Genomic DNA, 18,962 nt, shown 5'->3' with positions numbered 1-18,962 from the left:
GGTTAGTGGTGATACTGGAACCCATGGTTTTATGATGGTTCTTCGTCTTGAGTCCGCCTATGGGCCGATTCAATCGAGAATCGTTCATCATCCAAGACAAAGACGTCCTCCGGGATGATTACCAGCCAGAGACACTCGAGGAGCGGGACGAAGAACTCGACGAATATGCGGCCGCTCTCCGTCCCGTCATTCAGGGCTGGCAACCGAACAACGTCTTTCTCTATGGCGTTACCGGCGTCGGGAAGACAGCTGCTACGCACGATCTTCTTGAGGAGCTGCAAGAATCCGCCGGAGAGTACGACGACGTCGATCTCAACGTTATTGAACTCAACTGTACTGGCTGCACCACATCCTATCAGGTAGCGGTCAATCTCGTGAACGAGATTCGCTCTCCTTCTCACCCTCTCACCACAGTCTCGTCTTCGCGCGAACCGATGAGCGAAACCGGGTATCAACAAAAACGCATCTTCAACGAACTCTACAACGACCTTGAGTCGATCGGTGGGACTATTCTCGTGGTTCTGGACGAGATCGATAACATCGGCTCGGATGACGATATTCTGTACGAGCTTCCACGAGCACGCTCGCAATTGGATCTCGATGTGAAAATCGGTGTGGTCGGCATCTCGAACGACTTCAAGTTCCGAGAAAACCTCTCTCCGAAAGTCAAGGACACTCTCTGCGAAGAGGAAATCTTGTTCCCTCCGTACGACGCGACTGAACTGCAGAATATTCTCAAGCACCGAGCCGATATCGCGCTCTACGACGATGTCCTCGAATCAGATGTAATCCCATTGTGCGCAGCATTCTCTGCACAGGACTCGGGATCTGCTCGGCAGGCATTACGGTTACTCCGGAAAGCAGCTGATATCGCCGAGAACGACGCGATGGCGGGTGGAGAGGCGAAAATCACCGAAGACCACGTTCGGGAGGCCGAGCATCAGATCCAACGACAACAGGTTGTCGAAGGGATGCATTCGTTGACCCGGCAGGGGCAATATGTATTGCTGACTGTCTGTCAGCTAGCGGCAGAGGGAGAAACACCCGAACGGACGAAACTGATCTATGAGCGCTATCGAGAGGTTCTTCGTAATCACGGCAGTGAACCACTGAAACGCAGGCGAGTACACGACCACCTGTCGGATTTGAGCCTCCACGGGATCTTACGGTTGGTCGACTCGTCGAGTGGACGCGGGAACTACAACGAATACGAGCTTGATGTCTCTCTGTCGTCGGCCCTCGACGCACTCGAGAGCGAACTAGGTGAGCTCAACGACATTCGTGAAACTGCCAAGCGGCATCGGGTTCTGGAGTGACTTCTCAACCGCCAACACCAGTACTGCCAATACCCTCTCCACTTTTGCCAGTAACCGCGCAACCGTCAGTGCCAGTTTCTCCAGTACCCTCTCCGGTGTTGCCAGTAACTTCCTTGTTCTAATCAATCCGACTAGTTACTATCAGGACCACCGTTGCCAATTTCATCAAATAGCGTCTTGTCCTCCGATTTTACTGGCAATAGTGGAGTGTCTGACAGCATTTAAACGAAATTTCATTTACGAGCATTTGCAATCGCTCTTCAGTGGGCTACTTATCGCGTAAGGGTTCGTGGTTCGAAGACCCAATCTTGCACGGATTCACCCCGCACTTACTACTCGAAAACGGGGGATGTCTTCCTGTTCGAGTTCATTCGTTGTCTGGGCCATCGGTGAACAGGATTTCGTGGAGAAACGACAGAAACGTCGGGGGTGGGAGTAACCGATTCGTCTCTGTCTACGGGTATTCCTGATCACTCACGAGAGCCTCGGTACACTCGACGAGGTCGTCCTCAGTCGTCCACCGGCAGAGACGCCTAGCATCGTTGAGCATCTCGAAGATCGCGGTCTGCATTCCACTGTAGGGACTCTCGACGGCTACGTTTGTGTCGATCGCGTCCACATCTATCGTATTGTACGTCGTGTTTGAACACGTGCGTCTTCGCGAAGTACTCCTCAAGGGCTGTGAAGTAGCCCTGCTCGACGAGGAAGCAGCCCTGGGCGTGTTCGGTGACGCCCAGGATGACGTCTGTATGATCGGCGAGCAGCCGGAACTTGAGGTAGGTATTCGTCCACTCGCTTCGAATGTCGATCATCAGGAACGCGTACGCACCGGGCTGTCGGTTGAGGCGATCTTTTACGAGCTGGAGAGGACGGATTTCGGGTTTCCCGTAGCTGCCGAGGACAAAGTACGAATTCTCAGCTGAGAAGATCGGCGTGAGCTCCGCAACACTCTGTTTCAGCGCTTCGTATTCTTCCGGTGTGGGTGAGGCTTCGTGCAGATACTCGTCGGCTTTCTCGACGAGTTCGTCGACAGTGACCGGATCCTCACTCATCAACTCGGGACTTCTCTCGTACCCTGCGTCTTTCACTTCGCAGACGGGGTGTCTCCCCGAACAACTGGCCATCCGACTGAGGTACTAGTCCGTCTACTCGTCCGGATTTACTGGGGATTTGTACTTTGATTTGACGCGATCTCCTTCCCGCCACTGCCAGTAGTAGTAGCGGTTATCGTTGATCTCCTTGATCGTGATCGTCGCCTTCGTCGGGACATCATCGGGGAGGTCATCGGGTCGCTCGTCGATCTCGTCTTCCTCCTCCGCTTCGGCAAGGCGGGCCTGGCGCTCGCGATGCTCGGCGAGGTCCTCGGCATAGTGGGCAACGTCTCGGAGCAGCTCGGGTGAATAGTCGTTGAGTGTGTCGATGACGTCGGTGGGGAGGTCCGCTGGGGGCGTCGGTGGCTCGTAGGACATGGGCCGATCTGTGTTAACCAACAAAGGCGCAAACCGCATAGTTTTGTTGGTTAAGCCGCTACCAACGGCTCTCACCGGTTCTCCAGCAGCTGTATCAATACTCGAAACTCTCCATCAAGGAGTTTCGTCTGATGTTACAGTAGCCTCGGGAGATCTCGAACGCTGGGCGATCCTACGAGTTCGAGGGGAGACGCCCATCAGGTCGTGGGACCCGCCCCTGCTTGATCTCCTGATCGACTCGCCGGAGGTGTTTACAGCCGCCCTCGGGCGTACGCTTCCGCCAGTCTGGACACGTACACGACTCGCTGATCACGTCGACTTCATACCAGTTTCCGGACGCCGATCGGACCTCATAGCGGCCACCCTTTTCGAGCAGCGAGACGGCCATCGATTCGTCGACGGCACGTCTGGTTCGCGGCTCGAGGTCGTCGTGCTGGGTTGAGTGCTCCGTGACGACCATCCGATCGCGTACGTCGCCGGTGCGGCCGCCGTCTGGAGCAACCGCAGCCTTGGGATCCTGGAGACGATCCGCAAGCAGGGCCTCAACTGGATGGCCCTCCGGCCACAGATAGTGGACTTCCCGCCGCTCGCGATGGTCGTAGGAGCCACAGGCGGCAGCGCTCCCAGTCCAGACACGCCACGCCCCGAGTGCTGCCATCACGTCGACGATGACTCGCGGAACAGCGTCGTACTCGTCGGGGTAGAACACCCGGAACCGAGTACACTCCTCCTGCGGCGGAACCGTCTCCCACCACTCGACGTCGTCGTCCCAACTGTTGCACATCGCGTCGTCCTCTCCGTAGCCGACAGTCACGCCGTCAACCTGCGGTACTTCCACCGATGTGTCGTCAGCCTCTCCTTCGAGCAGCCGAAGGACGGCGTACCTGAGATACTCGTGTTCCGGATGGTCCGAAGATTGGGCGACCTGCTCATGGTGCTCTGCGACTCGCTCTGCCTCGTCGAGAACGGTCGTTAGATATCGGTCGGTCATAGGTCGGTGGAGACAGGAGTGCGCCTCCGCCCTTCGGCGGGCGCTGAAAAACTTAACCAACGAATAGCGATCATTCGTATCCTCTGTTGGTTAATCCCTCTCTGCTCGAATGCTGCGCCAGATCGGATTACCTGAGCCAAGAATAGTATATCTGTATAGAGATAACTCAATGGGAAATACGGGGGACAAGACTAATACCGTTAGATGCGATACCGATAACTAACGATGATGGAGTACGTCGACGAGACCGCGGCGAAGATCATGGTCGCGGCCCGGCCGGGTGACTCGATCCGGCGAATCGCCCAGAAGATCGACGGCTCCTACTCGTGGGTCTACGACTGGATCGAGCGGTTGGAGGACGCAGGCTTCATCCGGCGTGAGGACGGCATCTACATCGAGAATTACGCTGTCAGGGATCGCTACTACGATCTCGTCGCGGCCATCTCTCGCGCTGTTCCCCCCTCGATCGACGACGGCTACGTCATTCCGCACTTCGCCGGGATGCCCTTTGCGTACACGAAAATCGACGGCGTCTACGTCTGGACCCATGGCGGTTATCAGATCGCCCGCGGCCACGACGACTATCCGATCTTCATCCAGGTTGCCGACCGTGATATCGAACGGTGGACGGCGTTCTTCGATGAGTTCGGGATTCCGAGCCGGATCGAAGAGCGGCCGGACGCGACCGACTCCGACGCGGCCGTCTCGTACGTGTTGTTCCCGACGAGTGGGGGCATCACTCGCGAGTGGGTCGACGGCAATCCGGTTATTCCGTTGGACGAGACGATCGAGCACATGTTGGAGTACCGGGTGAACTACGAGCCGGCGTTGGAGATGATCGCCGACGAGTACGACCGCGATATCGACGCGTCCCACGAGGATCCGCGTCTCAATGCATGAGCCTCGGTGAACGCGAAGACGAACTACTGGATACGCTGGAGGCAGTCATCGACGCTGACCTGCCGTACGTGCTCGTCGGTGGGTGGGCGATCGCGGCGTTCAATCAACGCTTCACCACGGACGTCGACGTCGTCATTCCGGCCCAAGCGGTCGACGACTACACGGACCTTCTCACCGACCGCGGCTACGAGAAAACGGCCGATGTCGAGCGAAACGAACTCTACGAGGGCCGGACTATCCGGTTTACGAAAGATATCGGGAATCCGGTTCAGTTCGACGCGATGGTGGACGCGCTGGGCTGTCGCCAGACGGAAGCTGAATGGTCGTATCGCTATCTGGCCCAGCACTCTGTCACCGAGGAACTGCGAACCGGGCGCCCGGTAACAGCCAGGATTCCGGAACGGGAGTTGCTGTTCGCGGTGAAACTCCACAGTGGCCGCAAGGCAGACTCTCGGGATCTGGTGGTGCTGGCTGCTGGCGCGGATTTCGACCGGATCGCGACCCATCTGCATCGCGGAGAGTCCGAGAAGCTCGCTGGTCGCATCGAGACTGTCCTCAACCGCCTCACGTCGGAGGATTTCGCAGATGCATTCAAAGGAGTCTTCGAACAGCAAACGGTTCCCGAACAGGATATCGATGCCGTCGTTGAGTTCCTTCGTGACCAGCAGCGCCGAATCGATTCTGAACGATAACATCGACTGTCGGTGGGGTTTGTCTTGGAATCGATCGAAACGCGCAGGGTCGGACGCCGAACGAATTAACCAACAGAGTGGGATAGTACCCCAAGCCGTTGGTTAACAGCTGGAGAAGGCGTGTTCAGTCCTCGGCGACCGTCCCGATTATCTCTTGCGCGGTGGAACTGATCCGGCCGAGACGCTCCTGAATGCTCTCCGCATCGTCGTCCTGCCACGCGGCAAGATAGAACGCTGACCCGCTCGTATCCAGGTTGAAATACCGCCCGACGATGTACGCAACGGCTTCGGCTTCGACCTCGCGTTTTGCGCGCTCGGGTTCGTCGTTGACATCGAAATGGAGCAGTGCGTGGGCGTACTCGTGAATCAGCGTCACCGCGAGGTCGGCCTGATTCGCTCTATCTTTCGCTTCGACGACGGGTTGGCACTCGTCGAGATTCCGGTGTTTGCAGACGCCTTTCGCGTCGTCATGCTCCCACTCAGCAGCGTCGACGACACGGACGTCGACATCGAGAGTAGCTGCCGCATCAAGGAGCGCTGGCACCAGGTCGTCGGCGTTACCAGTGGCCTCGGTTTCCAGCTCGGGGAGCGGTTCGCCCTCGGTTTGAGACACATCGAAGACTGCAGTTGGTTTGAATCCAACCAGTCCTTTGGACCACTCCTCGGCCGGTGTCTCGTCGTAGTCACAGTCGCTTTGCTCGTGGTAGCTCGGTGAGTTCTCGCACTCGGGGCACTGCTTCGTAATAATGGGTGCCCAGATCCAGATCGCCTGTTCGCCCTCTTGGACGTGCCGGTCGAACTCCGATCGCCACGTATTGTAGCCCGCTACGCGGGTTGCCTCGGGACACTGGAGCTTGATCAAGAGGGTGTTGCGATGGGAGTAGTCGTGGAATCGGGACTGGACATCGAGCCACTCCTGGAACTGTTGGCTGGCTTTTGCCTCGTCGACGTCTGCGACGAGCTCGTCGATCCAGTCTTCGATGGTACTGTGCATCTCGTCGTGTCGGGTGTCGGTCTCCTCGAACGAGACTCCCGACTCACTGGCTGTCATCATGGATTGCATCACATCGAGTACGACGACGTCTCCGAGAAGTCAGGACGCGCCGCGCCCCTCGGGGGCGCACGATAAACATCGGCGCGACTTCGGGGGGTTTAGATCGGGGCTGCTATCGGAGCGCTGCTTTCTCGTCAGCGAAGCCGACCGTGACGAGGTACTCGAGGAACGCGTCGAACTGGTCGACATCGCTCGGCGTGTCCGTCGCGAGGTGTCGAACCCACTCGATCGCCCACTGGAACGCGGGATCGGTTCCGCCCTTGCCATGTATATACCACCAGCGGGCGGCCTTCAGGACGACGAGCGGATTCGTCGGCGGTTGCTCGCTTGCGAGTCCACGAGTGATCGATCGGATTTCCTCGGGTACCTCAGCGGGGTCGACCTCGCCTGATTGGGTGTTCGATACGTCGACTGGAATATCGTCGATCGAGACATCGTTCGGACGCTGTTGTTGACTCACGGAAAATCACCTTCTCGGAGGACTTTTTGGATCGAGCCCTCGCCCCCTCCGGGGCGCGAAAAACCACTCGTAGCGTCACGCCGGTGGAATGTACACGCTCTGCTCGCCGGCGATCTCCTCGAGGTTGTTCCGATGGCGATGCGAGAAGTAGCACTCGTAGCTGCAGTAGCCACAGAGCACGCCGGTATCATACTCCGCGATGAAGGGACCGCGCCGAGTCGTCCAGACGTTCGCTTCACATTCGGTACACGCAGCACTATCGAGGTCGGTTGGTGACGGCCCCTCGTACTCGATTTCGAGGATGTCGCTATGTGGCGCTGAGTCAGGCCAGACGCCGTGGGACTGCCAGAAGGCCTTGATGCGGGCGAGACTGTGTCGCACCGTCTTCCGAACTGTGACGTGGGAGGCGTCACGACCGCTATCATCCCAGCCGTCAGCCGTCCAGAACTCCCCGAACTGCGCGCCGCGATGCAGCCCGTTCCAATCGAGGCCGACGATGTCGGCTGGTGGCTCGTCGGTGAGTGTCGGCCTGGTCAGCTGTCGAATGGCGTCGAGCTGCTTGGGCGGACTCCCACCGAGGATGTGGACGCGCCGCCCTCTCCAATCGGTTGGGTCGGAGAACTCGTGCGCCAGGCGATCGGCGTACCCTCGCGAATAGCCGAGGATGATATCATCTGGGATCGTGTCAATCACCGCTTGGGATTTCGGGACGATGATGACCTCGGCATCGGGAAAGCTGTCCTGAATCTCACGAGCAGCAGCGATGTGGGCGTCAACGTCAGTAGGTTCGTAGATGTCGCCGATGACACCGACCTGTGGCTCGTACTCGAAGAACCGCTCGACGAATCGATCCAGATCGGGGTTCTGGAAGTCGTTGTCGAGCATCCCGACGGGGAGGGTGAGATTCTGATATTGGGTCTCCTGATACCCGCAGTCCTCCCGAAAGCCGGGAAGGAAACCGAGCTCATAGGCATCCAGAGTGAACGGCGCTCGATGGAGGAACGCCACGATGTCGGCTTGTCTGGCGGCAGCGATGTCGCTCGCCGTGCTGGCGCTGGAGCTCAGCTCGAGGGACATGATTGGAGTTACGAGGCCGCTGTTGGCCGCCCCGCGCCCCTTCTGGGGGCCTGACAAACCGAGGTACAGTCTGTTAACCAACAACAGGGAAACTTATGCGGGGATTGTTGGTTAAGGACAGGACTTACTCTTCGTCGTCAGTGGTCCCCTCCTCTCGAAGAGCCTCCACCCCTTTGGGGCCGACACAAACAACTCTCCGGACGATGACGCCCCGCCTCTAATAGAGATAAAACCGATACAACAGTTACCGTAATGGTCATCCCCCGCGAGTGTTTACAGGCCCGTATGGAGCGAAAGACGATCGCCGTCATCGGGATGTCGTGCAACGGGTGCGAACAGAACGTGGAGACCGCCCTGCGAAACCTCGATGGTGTAAATCGGGTCGAGGCCGACCACGACGCTGACACGGTCGACGTCGTCCTCAAGGATGGAGTCTCAGACGACGACGTGAACGCGGCAATCGAACAGGCTGGCTATGACGTAAAGGCTTAATCGGCTGTCACTCGGCCGTCTCCACGCTCGCCGTCGGTGCGTTCTTTGAGAGCGAATTCGGTGTTGACACCCTCACCGGAGAGGAGCTGACCAGCGAAGCTGTTGGCGAGGACGGCCGAGACGGACAACACCATCGCAAGCATCGCGAACACCGGGTGAACGAGCCCCGTGGTCGCGGCGGCGACGCCGATGCCGTTGAACGCAAAGGCCGTCACGAGATTCTGGCGAGTCTTTCGATAGCTCTCGTTCCCGATCTCATAGGCGTCCATCACGCCGCCGAGCCGGTCACCCATCAGGACGATGTCCGCCGATTCGATGGCGATGTCGGTCCCGGCGCCGATGGCGATGCCGATGTCCGCCTGTGTGAGTGCCGGCGCGTCGTTGATGCCGTCGCCGACCATCGCCACGCGGTGGCCGGCTTCCTGCAGGCGACCGATCTCCTCGCGTTTCTCGTCGGGCAACACGTCGGCCATGACGCGGTCGATACTGACCTCCTCGGCGACCGCGTTCGCGGTGCGCTCGTTGTCCCCGGTGATCATCACGGGCGTAATGCCGGCGTCGCGAATCCGCCGGATGGTCTCGGCGGCGTCTGCTTTGATTTCGTCACCGATGCCGATCAGGCCGAGTAGGTCACCGTGACGAACAACTCCGGCAACGGTGAGGCCGCGGCCCTGAAGTCGCTCAATATCGTCGCTCCTCTTCGAAAGGTCAATCCCCTCATCGCTGAGCCATCCGGGTTTCCCGACCAACACGTCGTCGCTGCCGACGATCGCTCGGACGCCCTTGCCGGTCACCGAGTCAAAGACGTCGGGATCCGCGTACTCGACATCTCGCTCGTCAGCGAACTCGAGGATCGCATCGGCGAGCGGGTGTTCGGAGAAGGCCTCCGCGCTGGCCGCCGTCGCGAGTACGTCTTCCTCGTCGGCGTTGAACCCGACGACCGCACTGACGGCGGGTTCGCCGACGGTGATCGTGCCGGTCTTGTCCAGCACGATGTGGTCGACGTCGGGGAAAATCTGGAAGGCGTCGCCGGAGCGCATCAAGATGCCACGGTTCGCTGCCTTCCCGCCACCCCGAATCAGGGCGAGCGGTGTTGCCATCCCAAGCGCACACGGATAGCCGAGGACGAGGACCGCCAGCGCTGCGAACGCCCCTCGCTGGACATTGGGGTCTGCCCCCCACGCGAGCGGTGCGACCACCCAGAAGAGGAACGAGAGCGCGGCAATCGTCAAGACGCCTGGGACGAAGTACTTGAGGACGCGGTCGGCGAGCTGGATAATGCCGGGTTTCATCGCCCGCGCCTCCTCGATCTCGCGTGCCACCTGATTCAGGAACGCGTCCTCCCCGGTTGCAGTCACCTCGATAAGCAGCGTCCCGGTCTCGTTGACGCTGCCACCGATCACCGTGTCGCCGACCGTTTTCTCCTCGGGGATGGACTCACCGGTGGCAACCGACTCGTCGACCGTGGACTCTCCCTCGACGACCATCCCATCGACGGGGATGTTCTCGCCAGGCTTGACCCGGACGTAGTCGCCGACGTTGAGGTCGTCGAGGGGGACTTCCTCGACGTCACCGTCATCACTGACGCGGCGTGCCGTGTCGGGCTGGAGGTCGAGAAGGCCTTGGACGGCTTGGGAAGCCCGCGTGCGGACGATGAGGCTGGTGTACTCCGAGAGGATGTGGTAGGTGGTGATGAACACGGCGACGGCGAAGAAGTGGACGGTCGGGAAGCTCGGGAAGACAAACAGGCCGAGTAACCCCCCGAGGAGCCCGGCGAAGGCGCCCGCTTCTAGGAGGACGTGCTGGTTGAAGATCCTCCGACGAAGGCTCTGGAACGCCTTCTGTTTGATGTAGCGCCCGGGACCGAACATCGTCCCGAGCGCTAGCCCCAGCGTCACCAGGTCCATCGCGAGCGATGCCGACTCGAAGCGTCCCATTACGAGAATCATCCACCCCATCAGGGCTGCGACAACGAGAGATGCGCCGCCAGCGATGAGGAGACGCCGCTTCCCGTCGGTGAGTTCGGCCTGCTGCTGCTCGTATCGTTTTGCCTTGTCCGGATCTCGGATGGTGTAGCCGAGGTCCCGGAGTGTGTCCTTCACCGCCACCTCGCTCAGGCGGTCATCGTCGTACTGGACGAGTACCTCCTCGTGGGCGAGACTCACGTCGACGTCCTCGACGCCGTCGGTCCGGGCGTAGGCCTTCTCGATGCTCTCGGCACAGAACGAGCAGGACATTCCCCCGACGTTGAATTGTTCGTGTGTCGTTCCCATCGTGAGTGGTGGTTATCGCGCGACGCGGAAAATCATTACGACAATAATTATAGCGGTATCAAAGTCCTAATACCGATGTCGGGAGAGTGGCGTTACTCTTACTGTCGTTGTTCGCCTATCTCCTCACAAGAATGGCGCTCCTCGAATCTGATGTGCCGATCCGCGAAGTCGTGACGACAGACCCGGAAAAAGCGAAGGCGCTGGAGAACGACGTCCGGGCGAAGATCCTCGATATGCTCGCGACCGATGAACTGACGATCGAGGAGATTCACGACGAACTGCATCGTCGCGGCGAGGAGAAGGCGGAAACAACGGTCCGCCACCACGTGAATGTCCTGAAGGACGCGGGGATGGTTGAGATCGCCCGTCTCGAGGAAGCTGGTGGGGGGACGCGGAAGTACTACAAGTCGAACACGCGAGTCTTCTCGTACGAGCTCCCGGAGGGTGCCGACGAAACCCTTGCAGGGGCGCAGTCCACCGCATCCGAGGAGCTGACATCCCTCATCGAGACGTTGTACGCGGACCACGGTACTGAGATCGAGGCGGTCGCCCGCGAGATGAAACCCTGTGAATACTGCGATACCCAGCACTACGAGGAGTTCATCGTTCGCGAACTTTTGAACCGTGCCCTCATCGAACTGGGCGAGAGCGGCACGCTCGAGGACGTGTTCTCGACCGACGACTGACCTCACTCGATACAGCAGCTCATTTTGGACGTATCCCGACGGAACGCCTGACAGGCCTGCTTGAACGCCTCGGAGAACGTCGGGAACGGGTGGACAGTATCGATGATGTCGTCGACGGTCAGTCCGAACCTCACAGCCAGCGTGGCTTCCATAATCATGTCGGCGGCACGCGGCCCGACCATGTGGACACCGACGATTTCGTCGGTCTCGTGGTGTTTGACGACCTGGACGAGGCCGTCAGTATTCTTCACGGCTTTCGCCCGCGGCACGTCCGCCATCTGGACGGTCCGGCACGAACAGGTGCCGTGCTCGTCCATATACTCGAGTTCGGTCGTCCCGACGGCGGCGACTTCGGGGCTGGTGAACACGACTGCGGGGACTGCATCGTAGTCGATGCTGACGCCCTCGTTGCCGAAGGCATTCTTGACGGCGTGATTGCCCTCCTTGGCGGCGACCGTCTCCAGTTCGGGCTCGCCGATCACGTCGCCCGCCGCGTAGATGTCGGGATTCGTCGTCTGGAAGTACTCGTCGACACGAATCGTTCCATCGGGGTTCGTTTCGACCCCTACCGTTTCGAGACTGATCTCCTCGCTGTTGGGCTGGACCCCGGTCGCGACGAACAGCGCGTCGCCGGTGACCGTTCGCTCAGTGCCGTCGACGGTTGTTTCGACGGCGACGCCCGACTGGATCGCTTCGGCGCCGCCGTCAGCTGCTGGCCTGCGGACGCGCCGGAAGTCGTTATCGGTGAGTATCTCGATGCCTTCCTCATCGAATGCACGCTGCATCTCGCGACCAAGTTGGCCTTCCATGTCCGAGAGGACGCGCTCGGAGCGCTGGAGAATCGTCACGTCGACGCCGACACGGTGGAGGATCTGGCCCCACTCCAGCGCGATGTACCCACCACCGAGCATTAGGATACTCTCGGGGAGGTCGCGCTCCTCGAGGATGGTTTCGCTCGTGTAGTAATCGACCTCCTCGAGGCCGTCGATGGGCGGCGCCCACGGTGAACTGCCAGTCGCGACGAGCGCCTTCTCTCCAGTAATGCGCGCGCCCTCGTCGGCGCCGTCGACGACCTCGATGGTTGTGTCGTCGACCAGCTGGCCGTACCCCTCGTAGATGTCGGTCTCGAAGTGCTCGGCGACATCGACGTAATTCTCCCGCCGGAATCCCTCGACGAGGTCGTCGGTCCCGTCGGGTGCGTCGGCCCAGTCGACAGTCGGTTCCTCAGGGTATCGAACGGCGTCGAAGGGATTCTCCGACGCTGCAGCGCCGCTCTCGGCGACGGCAAGCAGATGCTTACTCGGGACACAGCCGACGTTCACGCAGGTTCCGCCGATGGGCAAGCCGGTGTTCACCATCGCCGTCGAGAGGTCCCGTCGGCTCGCTTCAGTGATCGCGGCGAAAGCTGCGGCGCCACCGCCGAGAATCACGAGATCATAGTCGGATGTGTGAGTCATCTATACCGAAACTTTACGACGGGAAGTTCTTATACTCCAGAGTCCGAAGCTATAGAGTAGGTTGGAGGCCACGAAGCTATGGCAGATACTACTTCACCGGCGCCAACGTGCGATGTTGAGGGGACGTGCTATTGTCCGCTCACAGGAGTTATCGACACGTTGAGCCGAAAATACGCGATGCAACTCGTCAGTATCATCGGCGCACACGATTCGCTGCGGTTCGCGGAGATCGAGGCGCACCTCCCTACAGCGAGCACGTCGACAATCTCGAAACGCCTCGACGAATTCGAGGAGGCAGGGATCGTCTCACGGACGCAGTACAACGAAATTCCGCCACGCGTCGAATACGCGCTAACTGACGAAGGGGATGAGATTCGTTCGAGATTAGAACCCCTTCTTGAGTGGGCGACGGCGAACTCCTGACGTACGGATTCCAGTGAATTTCATCCCACATTTGAGGCTACTCCATTCAGGTGGGGGTGTTAGCCCCAAGACTATCCTTTCTTCGTGTGCTACTGTGACGCATGATAAACGAGGGAGCGTCTGCACCGTCATTCACTCTTCCAGGTCTCCGTGACGGAGAACAAACCGAGTACAGCTTGGATGAGACAACTGCGGATGATCGGGCTGCGTTGCTAGTTTTTTACCCATTTGATTTCAGTCCTGTTTGTACAAACGAACTGTGTGCGATCCGCGATGCAGAGTGGTTTCAGCTGACGCCGGCGCTCGATGTCTGGGCAATTTCTGGGGACAGCGTCTACGCCCACCGAGCATTCGCCGAGGAATACGGCATCAATTTCCCGTTACTTAGTGATAGTTCCGGGCGGGTTGCCGAGTCATATGATGTCTGTTATGACGAATGGGAGAACCACGAGCGCGTTCCACAGCGTGCCGTGTTCCTCATCGATTCGGAGCAAACGATTCGATACGCTTGGGCCACAGAAGATGCACTCGAGAAGCCGGATTTCTTCCCGGTTAAAGACGCTCTTGATACGCTGGAAGCGGAACGCGATGAATTCGGTCCTGATGATGTCGAATTAGTCGTCGAATATAACGAGGAACCGGAACCGCTCACGTAAACGGCTGTTTGAGGACAGTTTCAGTGAACGCCGCTCCGACAATCAGCCCATCGCCTCTTGGAACCGCTCACGCAGCGCATCTTCACGCTCCTCGAACTGGTCGACCTTCTCCTGTAGATCATCGCTGACGCGCTCGATGCTCGCGAGCGCACGCTCGCCGGCGAGCGACGCCTGCGACCCGTCGTCGCCGTCCGCCTCGAGCTGCTCCTCGTAGGCTCGCTCGACGCGCTCGATGGTACCCTCGGGGTTGAACAGGATGTCGTTGGCCGTGCGGACGTAGCCGTCCAGCGACGCACCCTCCTTGCCCTGGAAGAAGTGAGTGAGCGCGTACGTCGCGCCGGAGTGCAGCGTCCACATATCGATCTCGAACGGCGACGCAGCGTTCGCCTCGGCATCCTCGGCAGCACGCTCTGCGAGATAGTCCGGGAATCCCAGCAGGCTGTAAAACTCGGTGACGGTGAACGGGAGCTCGGAGAACTCGAGATCGATCTCCTGCGCATCTCGGATGAATTCGAAGAGGTCGTCGGCGACGAGTTCGACCTGGGCGAGAATCTCCTCCCACCAGGTCCGGAAGTCCCGAACGTCCCCGACGTGCTTGATGACTTCCTTGTCGGTGAGCGAGCGCATCGAATTCGAGCAGTACCCGTCCTGAGCGAATCCCTCGACGTAGACGGCGTGCTCACCGAAGAAGTCGTAGCCGGAGGTCACGCCCATCGTGATCGGGTCTGACCGCCCGGGCAGCCGGACTTCGAGGCCGTCGAACATCACGTCCATATGGACCTCGCCGCCGCCCCGGTAGCGCCGGATCTCGCCGAACATCACGTTCCCGAGCGGCGACCCGTCGATGGTCTCCTCGCGAAGGACCTCTTCCAAGGGCCTGTACACATCCACCGGGTTGATGATCGCGTAACTGTCCGTGGGGACGTGAAATAGTGGGTCTGCGTCGGGCTCGCCGTCTGTCGCGTGGTCGCGCGCTCTTGTCGGCTCGACCAGGGCGTTGAAGCGCTCCGTTTCGACCCACTCGTCGGAGTAGGGATTCCGGTATGCGACTGTCGTCTCGACGGCCTGCGGGAGGTCACGAATCGTCTCGGCGAAGGACTTCGGTTCGTCGACCGTTTTCTTCCGGCGGTACCAGTCGGGTAGTTCTGTATCGGTTCGTCCGTCGACGCCAGCGAACACGGTTCTGGATTCTGGGTCTTTCATTGCAGTCACCTCGAAATCGAATTCGTCGCTCGCGACGGCGCTCTCATCACGCGCCCTGCGCCCCTCTCACGGGCGCAAAAACAACCACTCTTAACCAACGCCCCGCCCACGAATCCAGTACTGTTGGTTAAACATCTGGACGGTCTCGACACCTGGCTTCGGCTCTTCAATTCACTCGTCGGCGTGGCGTCGACGGCGCACCTGTTCAGGATTCGGCACCCACGGATGTGCGTCCCAGCAGTGCAGGGCGTGCTCTTGTGCCGTGTCGAACAGCGCCTCACACGACCCACACTCGTAGGCGGTGTCGGACCACGGTTCCGTGACGAACATCGCCGTCACCGTCGATCTGACTGGATCTGGTGCGGCCGACCGCTGAACGTAATCATAGCCGATCACTGTCCGTCGACGAAGCGCCGACTGTGCCAGCCGTTCGGGCCGGTCTGCTGGGAGATACACCCAGCGGACGAACGCCTCTTCTGAGTCCTTCGCCGAGGGTTGAAGGATGAACCATCGGTTGTGCTCGTCGCGGAACAGATACCGCTCAGTGCCCCGGTTCTGGAGATAGAGCGGATCACCACGACCGGGAATCAGCCGAAGTCCCACTGACGGCGAGATCGGGGTGAGGAGTCGCTCTTCCAGTGAGAGCGAGCCGGACTCTCCGGATGATGTCTCGCTCTCGAAGTCATCAAGCGTCGCTTCGCCAGTCATGATTCGCCGGGATTCGTCTCGTCTGTGTCTTTCCCAGCTATTCGCTCGTGCCGGTCGTTGTATCGCTTGAGTTCTCGGCCGATGCACTCCAGCGCCGTGACAGCGCGTTCGATGAGCTGGTACGTTGCTCGCGAAAGTCGGAATTTCTCCATCAGTTGGCCTCCTCTGGCTCGACGAGGTCGTTACTCTCAGCGACGAGTGCCTGAACGGCAGAGACAGGGTCGTTCTCGACCGGAAGTGTTCGATGGTCAAGCGGGGCGGGATACGCCCGGTCCCCCTGCGCACAAAGTATGATCAACCACTCTTCGCTCCCTTTGGCGCGGACGACGTAGTGGTCGATATCTCGACGTTGGAAGACTGTCCGATCTGTCCGGCTCACCGCACTCCAATTCGCCGGCAGTGACGATGACGGCGCCCCACCATCTGGCGTGAGTGCTCGGTACTCTTCGAATTCGGCGAGTGCCGCCTCGATATCCTCCCCGGTGAGGTGCCAGCAGTCGGCCGGGCCATCACACACCAGCTGACTGACCACGTCGTTGCGGAACTGGATGTAGTGTTGCTGGGCGACAGTTTCGTTGTCGGTGTAATCGAGGAGGAGCACACAGGCGAGCTGTGCCGGTCCGCTTCCCGTATAGCCCCAGTCGAATTCCGCCGGGCTATGCCGCACGAGACCGAGACTTCGATTTGGGGAGAGGCGTTCGTGTGCGGTGAGGTTCAGGACCACTGGCGTTCCGTCGACACGCATTCCGACGTACTCAACGCAGTCTGCACTCGCCTGCCATCGCTCACTCGCATCCTGTACGACTGCTCGTGGGTCGGTAGTCGAATTCATCTCCATCGGTTGCATGCGGGCGTTCGGATTCCCCGCACCCTGCTGGGGGTCGAAAAACTACCACCGGCTATTAACCCCTCAGCGTCGCTTCAAAGTTAGAACTCAGACTATTATAGTTCAAACTATAACATTTCTACAGATAACTAATCAATAGGGACTGTTTATTCTTCGAATAGACAGCGAGCGGCTGCATCGTCGCCAGCGAGGGTCTGCTGATCCTCGTCCGTATCAGCGAAGAGTGTTGACTGATCTCCTTCGGTTGATTGCTCAACTGCGGGTCGATCGTCGACGCCGAACACACTGGCCTCGGGCCGATCAAGACGTGAATCCCGGTCGCGATGATCCACGTCAGCACCGAAGTCCTCGAGTGAGGTCTCGACGCTCGTTTCAGTTACTTCGAGTTGGCCATCGTCGCCGAATGCGGTCTGTCGTTGAATTTCGATCTCGGCTTGATCGCTCATCTCATTCGAGCCTCCACCCACCGAGGCTCCGACAGACATCCCCGAGTGCTGCGTCAATTGTCTTCTGCGCGAATTTCGCTGGCCCGATCTTTGAGCCGGCGAAGAATCGGGATCCGTTGCTGATTCGCATTCTCGTAGGCGACGCAGGCTCGCAGCGTCTCCATGTCATGAATCGTCGCGATACCAGCATTGATGAGACGGGTATTTGGCGGTTCGAGACGCTGTTTCGGTGTGAGAGCGTCTGATTCGACGGATAGATCTGACGAATCGCTCATTTTTGTTCGCCTCCGCTCTCTCAAGGCGGCAACAAACAGCGGCCAGGCCCCTCCCAGTCGAAGAAATCTCCTGTCAGAACTCCACGTCAGTTTGGCGGTAGTTCGCGTCAGTGTCGACGCTGTCGTACATACGGCCGAGCATGTCGAGCGCTGACTGGAAGTGCGCGTAGTGCTCGTTTGCGAACGCCACAGTTTCTTCGAGTGGGATGACAGGCCGTCCGTCGACCATCTCGGCCTCGATCTGTGGCCGCGGCTTGAGTACCACCTGTATCGAACCATCGAGGTCGGCAGCAGGCAGGCGTTCTTCCGCAGTCGGGATTTCGAACCGATCGAAGAACGCCGTCCAGGCATCGAGGTCAGACTCGTGGACGGCGATGAACAGCGGATAGTCCTCTGGGTCGCGAGCGACCTGGTAGCCACCGCGAGTCCAGACGTAGACCGCATCGATGCCAGTGTATGCATACTCCATCCCCGTGAACTGCGGGAGGACATAGGCTTCTGAGATTGACGGCGGCGAGATGTCCGCTGACGCTGTCAGGAACTCGAGACCGGCGTCTCGGAGCGTCTGATCGATGAGATGAAGCCCATCGTCGTACGCGACGTATCCCGCCTCCTCGAGGCTATTCACGACGCGACGGATCGTCTCCCGGTTCTCGTCGATCTTCCGCGCGACGCCTGAGATGGAATCGCCTGGATCAAGCGCGAGGATAACCTTGAGTTCCTTCTCACCGCACACTTCGTACATCCTGCGGCTACACAATTCTGTGCAATAGTCAAAAAAGTACTATTCGTGTGGGTCGGCTGGCTGGATCTGGCGAGTGTCCTCAGCGAGGTCGTGGATATACTCGCGGAGGGTTTCCATATCCTCGCGGGCGTCTTCGAGCGTCTTACCCTTCACTTTGGCCGTGATCTTGTCTTGATCGCGGGTGCCAGTACCGCGAGTGAGTTTGACGGTGAGTGAGACGCCGACATCGCTTCGCTCGACGTACTCGGTTGGCACCTGACGCTCACGGTTCTGTTGCGATTCTGAGTCCACACGAGGCTGCTGAGTGTGTTCTGACATTGATTGCGCTCTGTGATCGTTAGTTGACGGACGGTGCAACTGGGTCGTCGACTATCTCATGAAGGGTAGCATCTATCTCGCGTCCGGTGAGTCGCCAGCAGCCGTCGGGTCCTGTACACTCTAGCTGGCTCACTACTTCGGTCTTGAACGCCTTGTACTCCGAAAGCGCTACCTCCTCATCGTCGGTGTAATCGAGCAGGAGGGCGAGTGCGAGTTGGGCCGGCCCGCTGCCACCATATCCCCATTCGAAGCCCGAAGGACTGTGATTTGCCAGCTCGAGACTCCGCTCTGGCGTGAGCTGTTGTTGGTCTGATTGCTTCTCGACGATGGCGCGGCCTCGACGACGGTAACCGACGTAAATGACGTCGGGATCAGCCGTGGTCCGTGACTGTACGTGTGAGCGTGGGTCGCTGATTCCACTCATAGGTTGGTTCGCGGGAGGCTCGTTTGATCACCCCCGCACCCCTCTCGGGG

Annotated in this window: 23 protein-coding genes and 1 pseudogene; 7 read left to right on the top strand and 17 right to left on the bottom strand. The window is 59.5% G+C overall.

Features of this window, described 5'->3' with window-relative positions; all coding sequences use genetic code 11:
- The first annotated feature begins 59 nt into the window (after positions 1-59).
- Entirely contained in the window at positions 60-1,316 is a 1,257-nt protein-coding gene (locus ESO89_RS05620; protein WP_004594472.1) for an orc1/cdc6 family replication initiation protein, read from the top strand.
- Between the two features lie 454 nt (positions 1,317-1,770).
- Here ESO89_RS05620 and ESO89_RS05615 read toward each other — a convergent pair.
- The 3 genes and pseudogenes from ESO89_RS05615 to ESO89_RS05605 form a co-directional block, all read right to left on the bottom strand.
- Positions 1,771-2,368: pseudogene (locus ESO89_RS05615) on the bottom strand (hypothetical protein).
- A 93-nt stretch (positions 2,369-2,461) separates the two neighbouring features.
- Positions 2,462-2,785, bottom strand: a complete 324-nt coding sequence (locus ESO89_RS05610; RefSeq protein WP_004594473.1) for a hypothetical protein — start codon at positions 2,783-2,785, stop codon at positions 2,462-2,464.
- A 172-nt stretch (positions 2,786-2,957) separates the two neighbouring features.
- Positions 2,958-3,776: a hypothetical protein gene (locus ESO89_RS05605; protein WP_103992931.1), complete on the bottom strand. Its 819-nt coding sequence runs from the start codon at positions 3,774-3,776 to the stop codon at positions 2,958-2,960.
- Between the two features lie 228 nt (positions 3,777-4,004).
- Here ESO89_RS05605 and ESO89_RS05600 point away from each other — a divergent pair, with 228 nt between their 5' ends.
- Both ESO89_RS05600 and ESO89_RS05595 read left to right on the top strand, forming a co-directional pair.
- Entirely contained in the window at positions 4,005-4,676 is a 672-nt protein-coding gene (locus ESO89_RS05600; RefSeq protein ID WP_128904663.1) for a helix-turn-helix domain-containing protein, read from the top strand.
- Entirely contained in the window at positions 4,673-5,368 is a 696-nt protein-coding gene (locus ESO89_RS05595) for a nucleotidyltransferase domain-containing protein (protein WP_092893729.1), read from the top strand. Before ESO89_RS05600 ends, ESO89_RS05595 begins: the two co-directional genes overlap by 4 nt.
- 124 nt (positions 5,369-5,492) lie before the next feature.
- Here the strand turns inward: ESO89_RS05595 and ESO89_RS05590 are convergent, their stop codons facing one another.
- From ESO89_RS05590 to ESO89_RS05580, 3 genes are all read right to left on the bottom strand, one after another.
- A complete protein-coding gene (locus tag ESO89_RS05590) occupies positions 5,493-6,422 on the bottom strand; it encodes an ArdC-like ssDNA-binding domain-containing protein (RefSeq protein ID WP_128904662.1) in 930 nt (309 codons plus the stop codon).
- 112 nt (positions 6,423-6,534) lie between these two features.
- Positions 6,535-6,882 carry a hypothetical protein gene (locus ESO89_RS05585; protein WP_128904661.1) on the bottom strand — a complete coding sequence of 116 codons (348 nt, stop codon included), beginning with the start codon at positions 6,880-6,882 and terminating at the stop codon, positions 6,535-6,537.
- Positions 6,883-6,957: 75 nt separating this feature from the next.
- The gene (locus ESO89_RS05580) at positions 6,958-7,959 is read right to left on the bottom strand and encodes a DUF6610 family protein (RefSeq protein ID WP_128904729.1); all 1,002 of its coding nucleotides are present in this window, start codon (positions 7,957-7,959) and stop codon (positions 6,958-6,960) included.
- 285 nt (positions 7,960-8,244) lie between these two features.
- Between ESO89_RS05580 and ESO89_RS05575 the strand changes: the two genes are divergently transcribed.
- Complete coding sequence (locus ESO89_RS05575; RefSeq protein WP_128904660.1) at positions 8,245-8,451, top strand: heavy-metal-associated domain-containing protein; 207 nt, start codon at positions 8,245-8,247, stop codon at positions 8,449-8,451.
- Here ESO89_RS05575 and ESO89_RS05570 read toward each other — a convergent pair.
- On the bottom strand, positions 8,448-10,724 hold the full coding sequence (locus tag ESO89_RS05570) for a heavy metal translocating P-type ATPase (RefSeq protein ID WP_128904659.1): 2,277 nt from the start codon (positions 10,722-10,724) through the stop codon (positions 8,448-8,450). The two genes, ESO89_RS05575 and ESO89_RS05570, sit on opposite strands and share 4 nt — an antisense overlap.
- A gap of 131 nt (positions 10,725-10,855) precedes the next feature.
- On the opposite strand from ESO89_RS05570, the gene ESO89_RS05565 reads away from it, so the two are divergent.
- Positions 10,856-11,410 (top strand): ArsR/SmtB family transcription factor, encoded by a 555-nt coding sequence (locus tag ESO89_RS05565; protein WP_128904658.1) that lies wholly within the window; start codon positions 10,856-10,858, stop codon positions 11,408-11,410.
- 2 nt (positions 11,411-11,412) lie between these two features.
- On the opposite strand, the gene merA is transcribed toward ESO89_RS05565, so the two are convergent.
- Positions 11,413-12,867, bottom strand: coding sequence for a mercury(II) reductase (gene merA, locus ESO89_RS05560; RefSeq protein ID WP_128904657.1), 1,455 nt, complete (start codon positions 12,865-12,867; stop codon positions 11,413-11,415).
- 78 nt (positions 12,868-12,945) lie between these two features.
- Between merA and ESO89_RS05555 the strand changes: the two genes are divergently transcribed.
- Both ESO89_RS05555 and ESO89_RS05550 read left to right on the top strand, forming a co-directional pair.
- Positions 12,946-13,290: a winged helix-turn-helix transcriptional regulator gene (locus ESO89_RS05555; RefSeq protein ID WP_128904656.1), complete on the top strand. Its 345-nt coding sequence runs from the start codon at positions 12,946-12,948 to the stop codon at positions 13,288-13,290.
- Positions 13,291-13,391: 101 nt separating this feature from the next.
- The gene (locus tag ESO89_RS05550) at positions 13,392-13,946 is read left to right on the top strand and encodes a peroxiredoxin (RefSeq protein ID WP_128904655.1); all 555 of its coding nucleotides are present in this window, start codon (positions 13,392-13,394) and stop codon (positions 13,944-13,946) included.
- A gap of 42 nt (positions 13,947-13,988) precedes the next feature.
- Here the strand turns inward: ESO89_RS05550 and ESO89_RS05545 are convergent, their stop codons facing one another.
- The 9 genes from ESO89_RS05545 to ESO89_RS05510 all read right to left on the bottom strand — a co-directional run bounded on the left by ESO89_RS05545 (position 13,989) and on the right by ESO89_RS05510 (position 18,912).
- The gene (locus ESO89_RS05545) at positions 13,989-15,149 is read right to left on the bottom strand and encodes a hypothetical protein (protein ID WP_128904654.1); all 1,161 of its coding nucleotides are present in this window, start codon (positions 15,147-15,149) and stop codon (positions 13,989-13,991) included.
- Between the two features lie 171 nt (positions 15,150-15,320).
- Entirely contained in the window at positions 15,321-15,857 is a 537-nt protein-coding gene (locus tag ESO89_RS05540) for a hypothetical protein (RefSeq protein WP_128904653.1), read from the bottom strand.
- On the bottom strand, positions 15,854-16,009 hold the full coding sequence (locus ESO89_RS18435) for a hypothetical protein (protein ID WP_164932745.1): 156 nt from the start codon (positions 16,007-16,009) through the stop codon (positions 15,854-15,856). Before ESO89_RS18435 ends, ESO89_RS05540 begins: the two co-directional genes overlap by 4 nt.
- Positions 16,009-16,695, bottom strand: a complete 687-nt coding sequence (locus ESO89_RS05535) for a DUF6166 domain-containing protein (RefSeq protein ID WP_128904728.1) — start codon at positions 16,693-16,695, stop codon at positions 16,009-16,011. The genes ESO89_RS18435 and ESO89_RS05535 overlap by 1 nt, the downstream gene beginning before the upstream one ends.
- Before the next feature lie 155 nt (positions 16,696-16,850).
- Entirely contained in the window at positions 16,851-17,150 is a 300-nt protein-coding gene (locus tag ESO89_RS05530; RefSeq protein ID WP_128904652.1) for a hypothetical protein, read from the bottom strand.
- 53 nt (positions 17,151-17,203) lie between these two features.
- A complete protein-coding gene (locus ESO89_RS05525) occupies positions 17,204-17,425 on the bottom strand; it encodes a hypothetical protein (RefSeq protein WP_128904651.1) in 222 nt (73 codons plus the stop codon).
- A 73-nt stretch (positions 17,426-17,498) separates the two neighbouring features.
- A complete protein-coding gene (locus tag ESO89_RS05520) occupies positions 17,499-18,170 on the bottom strand; it encodes an IclR family transcriptional regulator (RefSeq protein WP_128904650.1) in 672 nt (223 codons plus the stop codon).
- A 39-nt stretch (positions 18,171-18,209) separates the two neighbouring features.
- Positions 18,210-18,488 (bottom strand): DUF7389 domain-containing protein, encoded by a 279-nt coding sequence (locus ESO89_RS05515; RefSeq protein ID WP_128904649.1) that lies wholly within the window; start codon positions 18,486-18,488, stop codon positions 18,210-18,212.
- Positions 18,489-18,507: 19 nt separating this feature from the next.
- Entirely contained in the window at positions 18,508-18,912 is a 405-nt protein-coding gene (locus tag ESO89_RS05510) for a DUF6166 domain-containing protein (RefSeq protein WP_128904648.1), read from the bottom strand.
- Positions 18,913-18,962 lie beyond the last annotated feature (50 nt).

The organism is Halorubrum amylolyticum, from assembly GCF_004114995.1.
Lineage (GTDB): Archaea > Halobacteriota > Halobacteria > Halobacteriales > Haloferacaceae > Halorubrum > Halorubrum amylolyticum.
The sequence above is the reverse complement of the archived record's forward strand: the minus strand, read 5'-3'. Positions and strand labels throughout refer to the sequence as shown.

Coding starts and splice junctions, on each gene's coding strand:
- merA (WP_128904657.1), bottom strand. CDS start 12,867: ATGACTCACACATCCGACTATGATCTCGTGATTCTCGGCGGTGGCGCC.
- ESO89_RS05535 (WP_128904728.1), bottom strand. CDS start 16,695: ATGGAGATGAATTCGACTACCGACCCACGAGCAGTCGTACAGGATGCG.
- ESO89_RS05520 (WP_128904650.1), bottom strand. CDS start 18,170: ATGTACGAAGTGTGCGGTGAGAAGGAACTCAAGGTTATCCTCGCGCTT.
- ESO89_RS18435 (WP_164932745.1), bottom strand. CDS start 16,009: ATGGAGAAATTCCGACTTTCGCGAGCAACGTACCAGCTCATCGAACGC.
- ESO89_RS05620 (WP_004594472.1), top strand. CDS start 60: ATGGGCCGATTCAATCGAGAATCGTTCATCATCCAAGACAAAGACGTC.
- ESO89_RS05595 (WP_092893729.1), top strand. CDS start 4,673: ATGAGCCTCGGTGAACGCGAAGACGAACTACTGGATACGCTGGAGGCA.
- ESO89_RS05510 (WP_128904648.1), bottom strand. CDS start 18,912: ATGAGTGGAATCAGCGACCCACGCTCACACGTACAGTCACGGACCACG.
- ESO89_RS05605 (WP_103992931.1), bottom strand. CDS start 3,776: ATGACCGACCGATATCTAACGACCGTTCTCGACGAGGCAGAGCGAGTC.
- ESO89_RS05570 (WP_128904659.1), bottom strand. CDS start 10,724: ATGGGAACGACACACGAACAATTCAACGTCGGGGGAATGTCCTGCTCG.
- ESO89_RS05525 (WP_128904651.1), bottom strand. CDS start 17,425: ATGAGCGATTCGTCAGATCTATCCGTCGAATCAGACGCTCTCACACCG.
- ESO89_RS05550 (WP_128904655.1), top strand. CDS start 13,392: ATGATAAACGAGGGAGCGTCTGCACCGTCATTCACTCTTCCAGGTCTC.
- ESO89_RS05540 (WP_128904653.1), bottom strand. CDS start 15,857: ATGACTGGCGAAGCGACGCTTGATGACTTCGAGAGCGAGACATCATCC.
- ESO89_RS05575 (WP_128904660.1), top strand. CDS start 8,245: ATGGAGCGAAAGACGATCGCCGTCATCGGGATGTCGTGCAACGGGTGC.
- ESO89_RS05565 (WP_128904658.1), top strand. CDS start 10,856: ATGGCGCTCCTCGAATCTGATGTGCCGATCCGCGAAGTCGTGACGACA.
- ESO89_RS05600 (WP_128904663.1), top strand. CDS start 4,005: ATGGAGTACGTCGACGAGACCGCGGCGAAGATCATGGTCGCGGCCCGG.
- ESO89_RS05530 (WP_128904652.1), bottom strand. CDS start 17,150: ATGAGCGATCAAGCCGAGATCGAAATTCAACGACAGACCGCATTCGGC.
- ESO89_RS05545 (WP_128904654.1), bottom strand. CDS start 15,149: ATGAAAGACCCAGAATCCAGAACCGTGTTCGCTGGCGTCGACGGACGA.
- ESO89_RS05555 (WP_128904656.1), top strand. CDS start 12,946: ATGGCAGATACTACTTCACCGGCGCCAACGTGCGATGTTGAGGGGACG.
- ESO89_RS05590 (WP_128904662.1), bottom strand. CDS start 6,422: ATGATGACAGCCAGTGAGTCGGGAGTCTCGTTCGAGGAGACCGACACC.
- ESO89_RS05580 (WP_128904729.1), bottom strand. CDS start 7,959: ATGTCCCTCGAGCTGAGCTCCAGCGCCAGCACGGCGAGCGACATCGCT.
- ESO89_RS05610 (WP_004594473.1), bottom strand. CDS start 2,785: ATGTCCTACGAGCCACCGACGCCCCCAGCGGACCTCCCCACCGACGTC.
- ESO89_RS05515 (WP_128904649.1), bottom strand. CDS start 18,488: ATGTCAGAACACACTCAGCAGCCTCGTGTGGACTCAGAATCGCAACAG.